Source organism: Pseudorhodobacter wandonensis, assembly GCF_001202035.1.
GTDB lineage: Bacteria > Pseudomonadota > Alphaproteobacteria > Rhodobacterales > Rhodobacteraceae > Pseudorhodobacter > Pseudorhodobacter wandonensis.
The window spans coordinates 211,119-226,692 of record NZ_LGHT01000031.1; the positions used below are offsets into that span (position 1 = coordinate 211,119).

Here is a 15,574-nt window from a genome sequence, read left to right on the forward strand (position 1 = left end):
CTAGAGAAGGCTGGGGGTTTCACACCCCCCGGACCCAAGAGAAAGCCGGGGGTTTCACACCCCCCGGACCCAAGAGAAAGCCGGGGGTTTCACACCCCCGGACCCCCGTGGGATATTTGTAGATAGATGATGTCAGGACGATTTGCGCAAGCTGCTAGGGGTGCGGCCAAAGGCGCGTTGAAAGGCGCGGCTGAGGGTCGATTGGCTGGAAAATCCGGTGCGTAGTGCCACTTCGGCAAGCGGGTGATGGGTGTCGGTTATCATGCGTCGCGCGGCCGCGAGCCGTAGGCCGAGCGCGTAGGCAGCGGGGCTTTGGTTCAGCGTTGTGCGGAAAAGTGTTTCCAAACGGCGCGTTGACAGGCCGAGATTGCGGGCCAGATCGGCGATATGCTCGGGCATGTCGAGCCGTGTTTCCATCCGCGAGATGGCGTTGGCAAGGCGTGGATCCAGTTTTTGGTGGCTGCTTTGCATTTGCGGTTCGGACCCAGACTGTGGTGTCGTGATGAAACTGGCGGCAACTTGGCGCGCGACTGCGGGGCCGTGCCTGCTGCCGATCAGGTGCAGCATGAAATCTGCGGCAGGCGCGGCCCCGCCTGCGGTAAAGCGGTTCCGGTCGATGACAAAACGGTCGGGGGCCACGTCAATTTCGGGGTGGGCGGCGGCGAGGTCTTCGAAATCTTCCCAATGCACGGTTGCGCGGTAGCCGTTTAACAGGCCCGCGCGGGCCAGAACCCAAGGGCCAGCGTCTATTCCGCCGATCATCGTGAAGCGATGGGCCGCGCGCCGTAAGGACGCGATGAGGGGGCGTGTGGCGACCTCGGCCTGTTTGAACCCCGCGATGACCACCAAGGCATCTGCCTCTCCGGCATGCTCCAATGTGCCAGAGGAGGGCAGTTCTATGCCGCAGGTCAGCGGAATCGGGGCGCCGTTTGGGGTGAGAATGCGCCAGCGATAGGCCTGTGACCCCAAGTGACGATTGGCCGAGCGCATCGGGTCCAATGTGCTTGCCACCTCGAGGATTGAGGCTTGGGGGAGTACCAAGACCGCCAAAGTAAGCGGTTCGGTTGAGGGGGCGAAAAGAGTTGCGTGTTTTGCCATAAATATTTCGTATATTGCAAAACAGCATTTGCCAAGGCCGTTAAGCTGGCCCGCAACCGAGAGACAAAAGGGAGATTCCAATGCCGCTGCAAATGAACCGAGAGGTTTTTATCACCTGTGCCGTAACCGGATCGGGTGGCACCCAAGACCGCAGCCCGCATGTGCCACGCTCGCCCCAGCAAATCGCGGAAAGCGCGATCGAGGCGGCAAAAGCGGGTGCCGCGATTGTGCATTGCCATGTGCGTGACCCCGAAACTGGCAAACCGAGCCGTGACCCTGCGCTTTACCGCGAAGTGACCGAGCGGATCCGCGACTCAGAAATCGATGTGGTGTTGAACCTGACGGCCGGCATGGGCGGGGATTTGCTGTTTGATGGTACGGAAAACATGGGCCGGATGGCCAGCACATCCGATATGGCGGGTGCAGAGGAGCGTGTGGCGCATGTGGTAGAGTGCCGTCCCGAGATTTGTACGCTCGACTGTGGCACGATGAACTTTAACGAGGCCGATTATGTGATGGTCAACACCCCCGGCATGTTGCGCGATATGGCCAAGCGCATGGCGGCATCGGGTGTGCGGATTGAGATTGAGGCCTTTGATACCGGCCATTTGTGGCTGGCCAAGGAGTTGGCAAAGGAAGGGATCATTCCTGATCCGGTTCTGGTGCAGCTGTGCATGGGCGTGCCATGGGGCGCGCCGGATGATCTGAACACGTTTTTGGCGATGGTGAATAACGTGCCAAGCGATTGGAACTGGTCGGCGTTTTCGATTGGCCGCAACCAGATGGCCTATGTTGCGGCATCTGTGTTGGCGGGTGGTAACGTGCGCGTTGGTTTGGAAGATAACCTGTGGTTGGACAAGGGCGTTTTGGCGACCAATGCGCAGCTGGTCGAGCGTGCGGTTGGCATTATCACCGCGCTGGGCGCGCGGGTGATTACGCCTGCCGAGGTGCGCACGCGGTTGCAACTGGAAAAACGGGCGCCTTTGCCAAGATGAGCGAAATCTGCAAATGCTCGCTATCGTCATCATGATATCGGTCCTTGCGCCACAAACCGTGACCAGCCCGCGTCTTTTGGGGCTGATTGCAGTTGCGGCCTGTGCGGCAATGACCGGCACATATCTGTGGAATGGCGGAGCTTCGGCTAGTGGTCAGGGTTTGCAAACGATTTGGTTGGTTTCGATTGTCGGCCTCTTGGTGCTTTTGAGCGCTTTGGGACGATGGCTAATGTTGCGGTTTTTCATCAAAGGGCCGGTGCCAAACCGTAGCAAGCTGTTGATTATATTGGGTGGCGCGGTGGGGCTATTGGTTGCGTATGCAAGCCGCTAGCGACGGTTAGCGGACCAAACCTGCCGAGGGGCCAAAGCAGCGGAATAACGGCCGGGACAAGCGCCCGCATAAGTTTAATTAGGATGTAGGAAAAACACATGGCACGCAAAGCGGCAATCATAGGCGGTGGGGTTATTGGCGGCGGTTGGGCCGCGCGGTTCTTGCTGAACGGCTGGAATGTCTCGGTCTTTGACCCGGACCCCGAGGCCGCGCGCAAAATCGGTGAGGTCTTGGCCAATGCGCGGGCCGCATTGCCTGCGCTGTCGGACATTCCGATGGTGGCCGAAGGTGTGTTGACCATGGCCGACACGATTACCGAGGCCGTTGAAGGGGCCGAGTATATTCAGGAATCCGTGTCGGAACGGTTGGAGTTGAAGCATCGCGTTTTTGCACAAATCCAGCAATCTTGCCCCGACGCTTTGATCGGTTCCTCAACTTCCGGCTTTAAACCCTCGGAATTGCAGCAAAACGCCGCGAATCCCGCGATGATTTTTGTCGCCCATCCTTTCAACCCTGTTTACTTGCTGCCCTTGGCCGAGGTTGTGCCTTCGCCTGCCTCTGACCTGGCCGCGATTGAGCGGGCAAAGGAGATTTTGCGCGAAATCGGTATGTTCCCGCTGCATGTGCGCAAGGAAATTGACGCCCATATCGCAGACCGTTTTCTAGAGGCTGTCTGGCGCGAGGCGCTGTGGCTGGTCAAGGACGGTATCGCCACGACCGAAGAAATTGATGAGGCGATCCGCATGGGCTTTGGCCTGCGCTGGGGGCAGATGGGGCTGTTTGAAACCTATCGCGTGGCCGGTGGCGAAGCAGGGATGAAGCACTTCATGGCGCAGTTTGGCCCGTGTTTGCAGTGGCCTTGGACCAAGTTGACCGACGTGCCAGAGTTTACCGATGAGCTGGTGGATCTGATCGCTGGCCAGTCGGATGCGCAATCGGGGGCCTATAGCATCCGAGAGCTGGAGCGCATTCGCGACGGCAACCTTGTGGGCTTTCTGCGGGCCTTGAAAGACCGCAACTGGGGCGCTGGTAAGGTGTTACGGGAACACGACGAACGCCGCCGCGTGGCCTATACCGATGGGACCCGTGATGTGGCGGCAGCGCCGATGGTCTTGGCGCATTTGCAAGTGTTGCCGTCGTGGATCGATTACAACGGCCATATGACCGAAAGCCGCTATTTGTTTGCAAGTTCAGAGGTTTCTGACGCGTTCTTGCGGTTTATTGGTGCCGATATGGACTATGTGGCCAGCGGGTTCAGCTATTACACCGCCGAAAGCCATATCATGCATAAGGGCGAGGCCAAGCTGGGCGACCGTTTGACGGGTTCGGTGCAGGTTTTGGCCGCCGATGAAAAGCGGTTGCATATCTTTGTTCGTATCCAGAAAGACGGGGCAGATGTGGCGACGATCGAGCAGATGTTGCTGCATGTCGATATGAAAGCAGGGCGTACGGTGGCGGCACCTGCGGCGATCTTGGACCGCTTGATGCCTGTGGCCAAGGCCCATGCAGTGCTGCCCCGTGATGCCAGCGTTGGGCGGTTTACTGGCCAGCGCAAATGAGCCGCGTTCTGATAACGGCAGGGGGGGCAGGCATTGGGCTGGTGATGGCGCAGGCCTTTGCCGCCACCGGCGCGCAGGTTTGGGTGACGGATGTTGACGCCGCCGCGATTGCCGCCTTGCCCGCTACCTTGCGCGGCAGCACCGTTAGCGTGGCGGATGAGGCGGGCATGGCCGCGCTGATGGCCGAGGTACAGGCCGAGTGGGGTGGGCTGGATGTGGTTTGCGTGAACGCAGGCGTCAAAGGCCCTACATCGGCCATTGTTGATACCGATCTGGACGCGTGGCGTGACTGTTTGGCGGTGTGCCTCGATGGTGCCTTTCTAACGGTCAAGCATGCGGCGCCATTGATGCAGCAGGGCGGCGCGATGATCTTTACCTCATCGACGGCGGGGCTGTACGGGTTCCCGTATCGCAGCCCCTATGCTGCGGCGAAATGGGCCATCATCGGGCTTATGAAAACCGCCGCGATGGAACTGGGCCCCAAGGGCATTCGCTGCAATGCCATCGCCCCCGGCTCGGTCGAAGGGCCGCGCATTGACCGCGTGTTTGCCGCCGAGGCCGAGGCCAAGGGTATGACCCCGCAGGCGGTCGCGGCAGGCTATGCCGCAGGTACTGCGCTGGGCTGTCTGGTCACTGCACAAGACGTGGCCGATATGGCAGTATTTCTGGCCAGCGCCCCGCGTATCGCGGGCCAGGTCATCGCCGTTGACGGCTTTACCATTAACCCTGATCCAAAGGTGTAACCGATGCATTTTGGCATGACTGACGAACAACGCATGATCGTTGACACCACCCGCGCCTTTGTCGAGGCCGAGATTTACCCGCATGAGGCGTTGGTCGAACGCACCGGCCACCTGCCGATGGAAATTATCCGCGAGGTGCAGGCCAAAGCGATCAGCGCCGGCCTTTACGCCGCGAACATGCCCGAGGAGGTGGGCGGTGCGGGGCTCGATACGCTGTCTTGGCTGTTGTATGAGCGCGAGCTGGGGCGGGCAAACTATGCCTTGCATTGGACCTGCGTGGCGCGGCCGTCGAATATCTTGCTGGCCGGTACCGAAGAACAGCGCGAACGCTATCTGCATCCCTGTATTCGTGGCGAAAAATGGGATTGTCTGGCAATGACCGAGCCGGGGGCTGGGTCTGACCTGCGCGGCATGAAGGCGAGCGCGCGGCAGGATGGCGATGACTGGGTGCTGAACGGCACCAAGCATTTCATCAGCCACGCCGACATTGCCGATTTCGCAATCGTGTTTATGGCCACAGGCGAGGAAGACACGCCGCGCGGTAAGAAAAAACTGATTACTGCGTTTTTTGTCGATAAAGGCACGCCGGGCTATTCGGTCCGCGATGGCTATCGCAACGTATCACACCGTGGCTATACCAATGCGGTGCTGGAATTTGACAATTGCCGTCTGCCAGCGGCGCAGGTGCTGGGCGAGGTGCACAAAGGTTTTGACGTGGCAAATACATGGCTGGGCGCCACCCGCCTGCAAGTCGCCGCAACCTGCCTTGGCCGCGCCGACCGTGCCTTGGGCCACGCCATCCAATACGCCGCCGAGCGCGAGCAATTCGGCCAGCAAATTGGCAAGTTCCAAGGCGTTTCTTTCAAGCTCGCCGACATGGCGATGGAGTTGAAAGCCGCTGAACTGCTGACATGGGACGCCGCATGGCGGTTTGATCAAGGCAACGTGACCGAGGCTGACATGTCTATGGCCAAGCTGAAAGCCAGCGAGGTGTTGGCCATGGTCGCGGATGAGGCGATCCAGATCCATGGTGGTATGGGCTTGATGGATGACCTGCCTTTGGAGCGCATCTGGCGGGATGCGCGGGTAGAGCGGATCTGGGAAGGCACCTCCGAGATCCAGCGTCACATTATCAGCCGCCAACTTTTACGGGCGCATGGTGGGTGAAACAAAGCGGGGGCTGTCTGCCCCCCTTCGCCTGACGGCGAATTCCCCCCGAGGATATTTTCAGATAGATGAATAACGGATTGTTAACTATGAGCCTGCATAATGATCTAGCGGTACAGGCGGGGACGCCGATGACCGCGATAGGTGATGTTTCTCTGTCTCCTTGGCTGGAGACAGAGCGACCTCTTTCCCCCATCATCTATCCAAAAATATCCCGGGGAACCTCGGTTGGCTTGCCAAGCGAGGTGGGGCAGCGCCCCGCTTTTGCGCTGGTTGCCGAGGGGGGCGCATGGTGATGCTGTCTCGCTTGTTGCGGCCGCGCTCTATTGCCGTGCTGGGGTCTGTTTGGGCCGAGAACGTTATTTTACAATGCCGTAAGATGGGGTTTGAAGGGGATGTTTGGCCGGTTCATCCGAATAAACAGTCTATTGGTGGAGTTCCTGCATTTCCTTCTCTCGAGGCTTTGCCCGCCGCACCCGATGCCACGTTCATCGGCGTAAATCGGCACGCGACGGTTGAGGTCGTGCGTAGCCTGTCCGCGATTAACGCGGGTGGCGCAATCTGTTTTGCATCGGGTTGGACCGAGGCGGGCGAGGCGGGCTTGCAAGCCGAGTTGGTGCAGGCCGCAGGCGACATGCCTATTCTCGGGCCTAATTGCTATGGCGTTATAAATTACCTTGATGGGGCGTTGCTTTGGCCCGATCAACACGGTGGCCGCAGGGTGGAACGGGGCGTGGCGCTGCTGTCGCAATCTTCGAATATCGTGATCAACCTGACCATGCAGGCGCGTGGCTTGCCTGTGGCCTATGTGGCCTGTTTGGGCAATGCGGCGCAGGTGGGCCTGGCCGATCTGGCGGCTGCACTTCTGGCGGATGATAGGGTTACCGCGCTTGGCCTTTATGTCGAAGGTATTGATGATGCGCCGGGTTTTGCAGCGGTGGCCGAGGCGGCACGCATTGCCGGCAAAGGTATTGTTTGCCTGAAGTCTGGCAAGACCGAGGCCTCGCGGATGGCGGCGGCCTCGCATACGGCGGCGCTGGCGGGGGGCGGGGCCGCGTCTTCGGCATTCCTGCGCCAGGCGGGCGTGGCTGAGGCCGCGACTTTGCCTGAGCTTTTGGAAACGCTCAAGATTTTCCATGTCCACGGGCCGCAGCTCGGGCGGCGCTTGTGCTCTTTGTCCTGTTCGGGCGGCGAGGCGGGTCTGGTTGCGGATCTGGCGGCGCCTTTCGGTATTTCGTTTGATCCGCCGACCACGGAACAGCGCACGCGCCTTGGTGAAATCCTCGGGCCGATTGTGTCGATCAATAACCCGTTGGATTATCATACCTTTATTTGGGGTGACGGGCCGCGCACCACGGATGTGTTTGCGACAATGCTGGCGGGGTATGACGCGGGGGTGTTTATCATTGACCCGCCGCGCCCTGACCTATGCGATCCTGCCTCGTTCGAGCCTGCTTTGCTTGCGATTGAAGAAGCTGCCAAGCGCACCGGTAAGCCGGCCTTCCCTGTCGCCTCCTTGCCAGAAAATTTTGATGAGGATCGCGCGATAGCGATGATGGCGCGCGGTACTGTGCCGCTGATGGGGCTTGAATCTGCCCTTGGGGCCTTGGTCGCGGCGCAAACGCCGCCGGGTCTGGCGGGGTGGCGGCCCTTGCCGTCGCGCAAGCCGACCCGACTTGCTTTGATGGACGAAGCTTCGGCAAAGGCGCTTTTGGCCGGAACAGGGGTTGGAGTGCCGCGCGGGGTGTCTGCGCCGGATTTGCAGACGCTCGACGTCGCAGCCCGCCAACTTGCAGCGCCGCTCGCGCTAAAGGGCTTGGGTTTTGCGCATAAATCCGAAAACGGCGCTGTGCGTCTTGGGTTGCCGAGCCTGCAGGGGCAGGCGCCAATGCCCGGCGCTACGGGTTATCTGGCCGAAGAAATGGTGACGGGGGTAGTGGCCGAGCTGCTGATCGGCATTCGGCGCGATCCGGTCTATGGTGTGACGCTGACGCTTGGCTTTGGTGGTGTTACGGCAGAGCTCTTGGGTGATACGGTTACCTTGATTTGCCCTGTTACCCCCGCTGAAATCGACACCGGTTTGCGCCAGTTGCGGTTATGGCCGCTGCTGGATGGCTATCGCGGTCGCGCGCGTGCCGATGTTTCAGCTGTGGTTGACGTTGCCATGCGCTTGCAAAACCTGATGCAAGACGAGACGTTGGAAGAAATAGAGATCAACCCGCTGATGGTGCGCGAACAAGGTGCCGTCGCGGCGGATGCAGTAATTTGGAAGGAAGCGCTATGATGCAAATGCGAACCGATGGCCCGATTTTGACGCGCTCTGAAGGGGCCATTCTAGAGGTCACCTTGTCGCGTGGCAAAGCCAATGCGATTGATCTGGTGACCAGCCGGGTAATGGGCGAGGTGTTTCGCGATTTTCGCGATGATGATGCTTTGCGGGTCTGCATCCTGCGCGCTGCGGGCGAAAAATTCTTTTGCCCGGGGTGGGACCTGAAAGCCGCGGCTGAGGGTGATGCAGTCGATGGCGATTACGGCATTGGCGGCTTTGGCGGCTTGCAGGAATTGCCGCATTTGAACAAGCCGGTAATCGCTGCTGTGAACGGGATTTGCTGTGGTGGCGGGTTAGAACTGGCGCTGTCTTGCGATCTGATCCTGGCCGCCGAGACCGCAAGTTTTGCGCTGCCGGAAATCCGGTCGGGAACGGTGGCCGACGCGGCCTCGATCAAGCTGCCCAAACGCATTCCTTACCATGTCGCGATGGATCTTTTGCTGACGGGCCGTTGGTTTGATGCCGATGAGGCGCAGCGCTGGGGGCTGATAAAAGCAATTCATCCGCAGGCAGATTTGTTGGCCAAGGCGTGGGATCTGGCACGCTTGCTCGAATCCGGTCCGCCTTTGGTTTATGCCGCGATCAAGGAAGTGGTGCGTGAGGCCGAGGATATGCGTTTCCAGGACGCGTTGAACCGTATCACCAAACGGCAGTTTGCGACAGTTGACAGGCTCTATTCATCCGAGGATCAGTTAGAGGGGGCAAAGGCCTTTGCCGAAAAGCGTGATCCGGTTTGGAAAGGTCGTTAAGGCGGGGCCAGGTCTTTCGCCCAACACACTGGCCCGTACCGGCAGTCATTGCGCTTTATGCAAAAGGTGGCAGGTATTTGGGCCAAGATGAAATGGAGAGCCAGGATGAAATGGAGCGAGTTTGCATAATTACACAAGTTGCGTGATTTGGACGGGCAACACCGGTGAGGGGACCGCGCATTACAAAGCCTATGCCCGCACTTGGGATATTGCCGTGCCGGGCAAGCCGCCCGTGCATTGTTCAAATGATCCGCTTTTGGGTGGCGATCCGGCCAAAATGAACCCCGAGGATCTGCTTCTCTCGGCGCTCTCGGCCTGTCACATGCTGTGGTATTTGCACTATGCCGCAGAGTCGGGGATCGTTGTGACGCGGTACGAAGACACGCCGATTGGTGTGGGCGAAGTCGGGCGCGGTGGCGCGGGGCGGTTTGTTTCGGCCGAGTTGCGGCCGGTGATCTGGGTGGCGCTTGGGGCAGATATGGCTGAGGCAGAGGCCATCCATCATCGCATCCATGAGGTCTGTTTTATTGCGAGATCGGTAAATTTTCCTGTGACCTATGCGCCGCGATTTGAAATTGACGCATAAGCGAAACTCGACATTTTCGGTCGCTAAGGGCTAAGGCATGGCCGTGTTGGGCCGATAAGGTGGCCTCCAAACAAAGGGGCATCTTGTGGCTGATATTGATTTCTTGATTGTAGGCGCGGGCTCGTCCGGTTCGGTGCTGGCAGAGCGGCTGAGCGCGAATGGCAAGCATAAGGTTTTGGTGTTAGAGGCTGGTGGCACGGATGCGCGGTTTTTTGTGCATATGCCGCTGGGTTATGGCAAGCTGTTCTATGACAAGGCGGTGAATTGGGCCTATGAGACCGATGCCGACCCAGGGCTTGGCGGGAACCACGATTACTGGCCTCGTGGCAAGATTTTGGGGGGCTCTTCGTCAATCAACGCGATGGTCTGGATCAGGGGGCATCGGGCTGATTATGACGAATGGGGCGCAGTTGGGGGCGCGAACTGGGGCTGGGATGCCACCTTGGCCGCTTACCGCGCCATTGAGGATAATGAGGCCGGCGCAGACACATGGCGCGGGCAGGGCGGCCCGCTGTTCATTTCGGCGAATAAGGATGGATTGCACCCCTTGGTACGCAATTATCTGGACGCCTGTGCCGCGGCGGGTCTGGCCGAGACCCCCGATTTCAACGGTGCGCAGCAAGAAGGCGCCGGTGTCTATCAGATGACAATCAAGGACGGGCGGCGCAATTCAACTGCCCGCGCGTTTTTGCGGCCCGCCCGCAAGCGCCCGAACCTGGAGGTGCGGACGCATTCGCATGTAACCCGCGTGGTGTTCGAAGACCGCCGCGCGGTGGGGGTCGAGGTGATGCGGGGCGGAGTGCGTGAGGTGATCCGTGCGCGCGAGGTTATTCTGGCCGGTGGTGCGATCAACTCGCCGCAGCTTTTGCAGCTATCGGGGATTGGCCCTGCCGAGGTTTTGTCGGGTTTGGGCCTGCCGGTCTTGCAGGATAATCCCCATGTCGGCGGTAATTTGAACGACCATCAGGGCATCAACTATACCTATCGCATGACTGTGCCGACTTATAATGACCTGTTGCGCCCTTGGTGGGGCAAGTTGCGGGTCGGGTTGGAATATCTGCTGACGCGGCGCGGCGTGCTGTCGAAAAGTATCAACCATGCGGGCGGCTTTTTCCGAACCTCACCAGAGCTGTCGCGCCCGAATATGCAGCTTTATATGCAGGCGTTTTCAACCTTGGTGCCCAAGGTGGGCGAGCGGCCTTTGCTGACGCCGGACCCGTTTTCAGGGCTGTCGATTGGCCTGTCGAATTGTCGGCCCACCTCGCGCGGGTGGTTGAAAATTCGCACCTCTGATCCGTTTGCGGCGCCGCAGATCGTGGGCAATGCGTTTTCGACCGATCAGGATGTGGCTGAAATGTTGGCTGCGGTGAAATTCGTCCGCAAAATTGCGGCGCAAGGCCCGATGGCCGATGTGATTGCCGAAGAGTTGCGGCCGGGGCCTGCGGTGATGTCGGACGAGGATTTGATTGCCGATTTCAGGGTGCGGTCTGGCACGGTTTATCATCCATCCTGTACCTGCCGGATGGGGGATGTGGTCGATGAAAATCTGCGCGTCAAAGGGGTTGAGGGGCTGCGGGTTTGTGATGCCTCGGCTTTTCCGAACCTGATCGCGGGCAACACGAATGCGCCGGCGATTCTGATGGGTTGGAAAGGCGCCGAGGTGATTTTGGCCGATCAGGGGCGGTGAAAGCGGTTGTTATGTGGGCTTTGGTCGCCGCTTTCGTACGCGCGCGGACATATATGTAACGCATTGAAAAGATGTGGTAATGATGTTTTCGTTAACCTGATCTTTACCACCGTTTCGCGCAATTGCGGGACAAAGTCGCACCCTGCTGGCGCTGGCTGATCTGGGGCAAAGCGTATTCGGCAAAAATAGGTTATGCTGCCCCTTTCAGACAGGAGGAAGAGACATGGCAACCAGTTTTCGCATGATCCCCGAGACCAAGACCTTTGAATTCACCGTGTCGGGCAAGGTGACGATGGAGGATTTTAACGCGCTTTCCGGCCCGTTAGAGGATTTTGCCGAAGAGCATGACAAGATCAAGCTGCTAGAGATTATCGAGGATTTTCAGGGCTTTGACCCGATGATGATGTGGCAGGGGATGAAGTTTGACTTCAAAATCATTCCCCATATCAGCCATTGTGCCGTGGTGTCGGATATGGGCTGGATCAGCCCGCTGACCAAGGCGGCAGGGGCGTTTATGGCAACCAAGCTGCGCACCTTTGATCTGGAAGAACTGGATGCAGCGCGCGCTTGGTTGGCCGAGGCGTAACGGGAGCCCCGAATTTTCGACGAAAACTCGGGGGGCGGTTATTCGCCGCGGGGAAAGCGTTTGCTTTCCTCGAGGATGTTCAGGTCCATATGGTTGCGCATATAGCGCTCGGATGCCTTTTGCAGCGGTTGGTAATCCCACGGGAAATAACCGCCCTGACGCAGCGCCTCATAGACCACCCAGCGGCGGGCCTGACTTTCGCGCACAGCCGCGTCAAAGGCGTGCAGATCCCATCGTGCCTCGGATTTCGCGCGCAGGGTTTGCAGGGTGGCCGAATGGGCAGGGTTATCGGCAAGGTTGTGGCGTTCCAGCGGGTCGGATTCAATGTCGAACAACTGGTCGGGGTCGGCAAGGCAGCGGGTGTATTTCCACTTGCCATAGCGCAGCATGACCAAAGGGGTGATTGAGCCTTCGGCGGCATATTCGATTGCCACGGGGCTGGTGCGCTCGGTTCCTTTGGCCAGTGGCAGCAGGCTTTCACCATCGGTCCAAGGCATGACCGCCGACATATCAATGCCCGCCAGATCGCAGAGTGTTGGCGTGACGTCGATTGAGGAAACGGGGGTCGTTTCCAGATGCGGATCAAGGCCGGGTGCGCAGATCATCAGGGGCACGCGGGCCGAGCCTTCAAAAAAGTTCATTTTGAACCAGAGCCCGCGGTCGCCCAGCATATCGCCATGGTCCGAAACAAAGACGATGATTGCCTCTTGGCGGGTGTCTTCGAGCACCTGCAAAATCTCGCCGATCTTGTCGTCGATATAAGAGATGTTGGCGTAATAGCCTTGGCGGGCGCGGCGGATGTGGGTGGGGGTGATGTCGAATTTGTCGCTGTCGCAGGCGTCGATCAGGCGTTTGGAATGGGGGTCCTGATCGGCATAGTCGATAGGGCTTACCGCGTCCAGATGGGCGCAATCATTGTACAAATCCCAATATTTGCGGCGCGCGACATAGGGGTCATGCGGGTGGGTAAAGCTGACGGTCAGGCACCACGGGCGCGCGGCTGCATCGTCGGATGAGCGTGACAGGTCATACAGTTTTTGCGTGGCTTGATGTGCTATGTCATCATCATATTCCAGCTGGTTCGAGATTTCGGCCACGCCGGCACCTGTGACCGAGCCGAGGTTGTGATACCACCAGTCGATGCGTTCACCCGGTTTGCGGTAATCGGGGGTCCAGCCAAAGTCGGCGGGGTAGATATCGGTGGTCAGGCGGTGTTCAAACCCGTGCATCTGGTCGGGGCCGACAAAGTGCATTTTGCCCGACAGCGTGCATTCATAGCCTTTGCTGCGCAAGTGATGCGTGAAGCAGGGAATATCTGACTGAAACTCGGCCGCGTTGTCATAGACGCGGGTGCGTGAGGGCAGTTGGCCGGACATGAAGCTGGCCCGACCGGGGGCGCAGAGTGGCGAGCCGGTATAGGCATTGGCAAAGCGCACCGATTTTGCGGCCAGCTTTTTCAGGTTGGGGGCATGCAGCCAGTCGGCGGGGCCATCGGGAAACAGGGTGCCGTTCAGCTGATCTACCATCAGGATAAGAATGTTTGGTTTGGTCATCATGGGCCCTTATTGCTGCTTGCCTTTGCGGCGGTCTGCGCCTTTGATGGGCGCAAAGGCAAGGGTGGTCTGTTCTTTTTGCGACCTGTTTTAGGGGGCAAAGACAGATAGGTATTTTTGCCAAGATGAAATTGGGAGCAGGCGATGCAGGTGGTAACAGAGTTTCCGTTCGAGGTGATGGAAGAGGCAGATGTGGGCATAGTGATGCCCGATGGCTGCCGCTTGTCGGCACGGATTTGGCGGGCCAAGGGGGCGGGGGCGGTGCCTGCGATTTTGGAATATATCCCGTACCGCAAGCGCGATGGTACTTTGGCGCGGGATGAGAGGATGCACCCTTATTTTGCCGGCCATGGCTATGCCGCTGTGCGCGTGGATATGCGCGGGAATGGCGATAGCCAGGGGTTGATGGCGGATGAATACACCGCGCAGGAGTTGCAAGATGCCTGTGATGTGATTGCCTGGCTTGCCGCGCAGGAGTGGTGCAACGGGTCTGTGGGCATGATGGGCAAAAGCTGGGGCGGGTTTAACTGTTTGCAGACCGCCTTTTTGCAGCCGCCTGCGCTAAAGGCCGTGGTGACGGTATGTTCGACGACCGACCGGTTTGCGGATGATATTCATTTCAAGGGCGGCTGCCTGTTGGGCGAAAATCTGGGCTGGGGCGGCGTGATGCTGTCCTATTCCTCGCGCCCTGCGGACCCGGCTTTGCGGCCTGACTGGCGGGCGGATTGGTTGGCGCGGTTAGAGGCCGAGCCGTTTTTGGCGCCGCGCTGGGCCAGCCATCAGGCGCGGGACGGCTATTGGAAACACGGGTCGATCTGCGAGGATTACAGCCGGATGCAGGTGCCGGTGCTGAGTTTCAGCGGTTGGGCGGACAATTACATGAACACTTCGGCGCATTTGGTGCGCAATGTGGCAGGGGCCAAGGCGATTGTCGGCCCTTGGGTGCATCAATACCCGCATCAGGCCGTGCCTGGGCCTGCGATTGGTTTTCTGGATGAGGCGCTGCGCTGGTGGGACCGGTGGCTAAAGGGCGTGGAAAACGGGGCCGAGGATGGCCCCGCCTATCGCGCCTATATGCTGGACAGTGCGCCGCCTGACGCCAGTGCCGCCTATCGTGCGGGCGCATGGGTGGCCGAGGATGCGCTGCCGTCGGCCCGTGTGACTGACCGGCAGATCCCTTTGACCGCAGGCGGCGTTTTGGGCGGGGCAGGGGGCGCGTTGGCGCAAGCGGTATGCACGCCGCCGCAGCTTGGGCTGATGGCGGGCGAGTTTTTCCCGATGGGGTTGAACGCCGAGATGCCGGGCGATCAGGCGCAGGACGACGCGCTATCGGTGTGTTTTGACGGGCCGGTGCTGGACGCGCCTTTGCCGATGCTGGGGGCGGCGCGGTTGCGGTTGCGGCTGCGCAGTGACAAGCCCCGCGCCTTTATCGTGGCGCGGCTGTGCGATGTCGCCCCCAACGGGCAATCGGTGCGGATAGCGCATGGCATGTTGAACCTGTGCCACCGCGACAGCATGGAGGCCCCCAGCCAACTGACGCCGGGCGAGGATGTCGCGGTGGAACTGGTGCTGGACGATATGGCCTATCGGGTGGCAGCGGGGCACCATTTGCGGCTTGCGCTGTCAACGACCTATTGGCCGTTTTTATGCCCCAGCCCCGAGGCCGCGACCCTGACTCTGCTGGAGGGAGACCTGAGCCTGCCCATCCATCGCGGCGTTGCGGCGGGTGAATGGGTGCCGCCGCCGGCACGGGCCGCGCGGGCATGGAATCACCTGGCCCATACCTCTGCCCATTCGGCGCGCCGGACAGAGACAGACTTGCTGACCGGCAAACTGGCTTTGGTGGTAGAGGACCGATCGGGACGTGTGGAAAATCTGGATCACGGTCTGATCACCGAAGAAATTTTTGCCGAACGGTTTGAAATTGACCCCGCAAACCCCGGCGATTCCCTTGCCCGAAATGACTGGACGCAATGCCTGTCGCGCGGGGATTGGCAGGTGCGAACGCAGACCCATGCCGAAATGCGCACCACCGCCGATGCCTTGCAATTTTACGCGAAATTGCAAGCATGGGAGGGCGAAACACTTGTTTTTGAACGCGAGTTTTCACAAGATGTGTCACGTGAATTTGTGTAAATTCGGGAGGCTAGGGTGGTAACTTGGCGTTTGATGCGCCAAGATAGCGCTATCA

General features: G+C 59.6%; 13 protein-coding genes. 11 read left to right on the forward strand and 2 right to left on the reverse strand.

What is annotated here, in order from left to right:
- Nucleotides 1-132: 132 nt before the first annotated feature.
- A complete protein-coding gene (locus AKU79_RS09620) occupies nt 133-1,098 on the reverse strand; it encodes a GlxA family transcriptional regulator (RefSeq protein WP_050523364.1) in 966 nt (321 codons plus the stop codon).
- A gap of 80 nt (nt 1,099-1,178) precedes the next feature.
- Between AKU79_RS09620 and AKU79_RS09625 the strand changes: the two genes are divergently transcribed.
- The 10 genes from AKU79_RS09625 (at nt 1,179) to AKU79_RS09670 (ending at nt 11,830) form a co-directional block, all read left to right on the forward strand.
- Nucleotides 1,179-2,093: a BKACE family enzyme gene (locus tag AKU79_RS09625; protein WP_050523365.1), complete on the forward strand. Its 915-nt coding sequence runs from the start codon at nt 1,179-1,181 to the stop codon at nt 2,091-2,093.
- Nucleotides 2,094-2,106: 13 nt separating this feature from the next.
- Nucleotides 2,107-2,424 (forward strand): hypothetical protein, encoded by a 318-nt coding sequence (locus AKU79_RS09630; RefSeq protein ID WP_156209628.1) that lies wholly within the window; start codon nt 2,107-2,109, stop codon nt 2,422-2,424.
- 98 nt (nt 2,425-2,522) lie between these two features.
- On the forward strand, nt 2,523-3,983 hold the full coding sequence (locus tag AKU79_RS09635) for a carnitine 3-dehydrogenase (RefSeq protein ID WP_050523367.1): 1,461 nt from the start codon (nt 2,523-2,525) through the stop codon (nt 3,981-3,983).
- A complete protein-coding gene (locus AKU79_RS09640; protein WP_050523368.1) occupies nt 3,980-4,726 on the forward strand; it encodes an SDR family oxidoreductase in 747 nt (248 codons plus the stop codon). The genes AKU79_RS09635 and AKU79_RS09640 overlap by 4 nt, the downstream gene beginning before the upstream one ends.
- A 3-nt stretch (nt 4,727-4,729) precedes the next feature.
- Nucleotides 4,730-5,893, forward strand: coding sequence for an acyl-CoA dehydrogenase family protein (locus AKU79_RS09645; RefSeq protein WP_050523369.1), 1,164 nt, complete (start codon nt 4,730-4,732; stop codon nt 5,891-5,893).
- 289 nt (nt 5,894-6,182) lie between these two features.
- Nucleotides 6,183-8,177 (forward strand): acetate--CoA ligase family protein, encoded by a 1,995-nt coding sequence (locus tag AKU79_RS09650; RefSeq protein WP_082223989.1) that lies wholly within the window; start codon nt 6,183-6,185, stop codon nt 8,175-8,177.
- Nucleotides 8,174-8,971, forward strand: coding sequence for a carnitinyl-CoA dehydratase (locus AKU79_RS09655; protein ID WP_050523370.1), 798 nt, complete (start codon nt 8,174-8,176; stop codon nt 8,969-8,971). Before AKU79_RS09650 ends, AKU79_RS09655 begins: the two co-directional genes overlap by 4 nt.
- A 121-nt stretch (nt 8,972-9,092) precedes the next feature.
- Nucleotides 9,093-9,557: an OsmC family protein gene (locus tag AKU79_RS09660; protein ID WP_050523371.1), complete on the forward strand. Its 465-nt coding sequence runs from the start codon at nt 9,093-9,095 to the stop codon at nt 9,555-9,557.
- Nucleotides 9,558-9,642: 85 nt separating this feature from the next.
- A complete protein-coding gene (locus tag AKU79_RS09665; RefSeq protein WP_050523372.1) occupies nt 9,643-11,244 on the forward strand; it encodes a GMC family oxidoreductase in 1,602 nt (533 codons plus the stop codon).
- 223 nt (nt 11,245-11,467) lie between these two features.
- Entirely contained in the window at nt 11,468-11,830 is a 363-nt protein-coding gene (locus AKU79_RS09670) for a SpoIIAA family protein (RefSeq protein WP_050523373.1), read from the forward strand.
- A 38-nt stretch (nt 11,831-11,868) separates the two neighbouring features.
- Here AKU79_RS09670 and betC read toward each other — a convergent pair whose 3' ends face one another.
- Nucleotides 11,869-13,383, reverse strand: a complete 1,515-nt coding sequence (betC, locus tag AKU79_RS09675) for a choline-sulfatase (RefSeq protein ID WP_050523509.1) — start codon at nt 13,381-13,383, stop codon at nt 11,869-11,871.
- A gap of 144 nt (nt 13,384-13,527) precedes the next feature.
- On the opposite strand from betC, the gene AKU79_RS09680 reads away from it, so the two are divergent.
- On the forward strand, nt 13,528-15,519 hold the full coding sequence (locus tag AKU79_RS09680) for a CocE/NonD family hydrolase (RefSeq protein WP_050523374.1): 1,992 nt from the start codon (nt 13,528-13,530) through the stop codon (nt 15,517-15,519).
- Nucleotides 15,520-15,574 lie beyond the last annotated feature (55 nt).

Coding starts and splice junctions, on each gene's coding strand:
- AKU79_RS09620 (WP_050523364.1), bottom strand. CDS start 1,098: ATGGCAAAACACGCAACTCTTTTCGCCCCCTCAACCGAACCGCTTACT.
- AKU79_RS09625 (WP_050523365.1), top strand. CDS start 1,179: ATGCCGCTGCAAATGAACCGAGAGGTTTTTATCACCTGTGCCGTAACC.
- AKU79_RS09630 (WP_156209628.1), top strand. CDS start 2,107: ATGCTCGCTATCGTCATCATGATATCGGTCCTTGCGCCACAAACCGTG.
- AKU79_RS09635 (WP_050523367.1), top strand. CDS start 2,523: ATGGCACGCAAAGCGGCAATCATAGGCGGTGGGGTTATTGGCGGCGGT.
- AKU79_RS09640 (WP_050523368.1), top strand. CDS start 3,980: ATGAGCCGCGTTCTGATAACGGCAGGGGGGGCAGGCATTGGGCTGGTG.
- AKU79_RS09645 (WP_050523369.1), top strand. CDS start 4,730: ATGCATTTTGGCATGACTGACGAACAACGCATGATCGTTGACACCACC.
- AKU79_RS09650 (WP_082223989.1), top strand. CDS start 6,183: ATGGTGATGCTGTCTCGCTTGTTGCGGCCGCGCTCTATTGCCGTGCTG.
- AKU79_RS09655 (WP_050523370.1), top strand. CDS start 8,174: ATGATGCAAATGCGAACCGATGGCCCGATTTTGACGCGCTCTGAAGGG.
- AKU79_RS09670 (WP_050523373.1), top strand. CDS start 11,468: ATGGCAACCAGTTTTCGCATGATCCCCGAGACCAAGACCTTTGAATTC.
- betC (WP_050523509.1), bottom strand. CDS start 13,383: ATGACCAAACCAAACATTCTTATCCTGATGGTAGATCAGCTGAACGGC.
- AKU79_RS09680 (WP_050523374.1), top strand. CDS start 13,528: ATGCAGGTGGTAACAGAGTTTCCGTTCGAGGTGATGGAAGAGGCAGAT.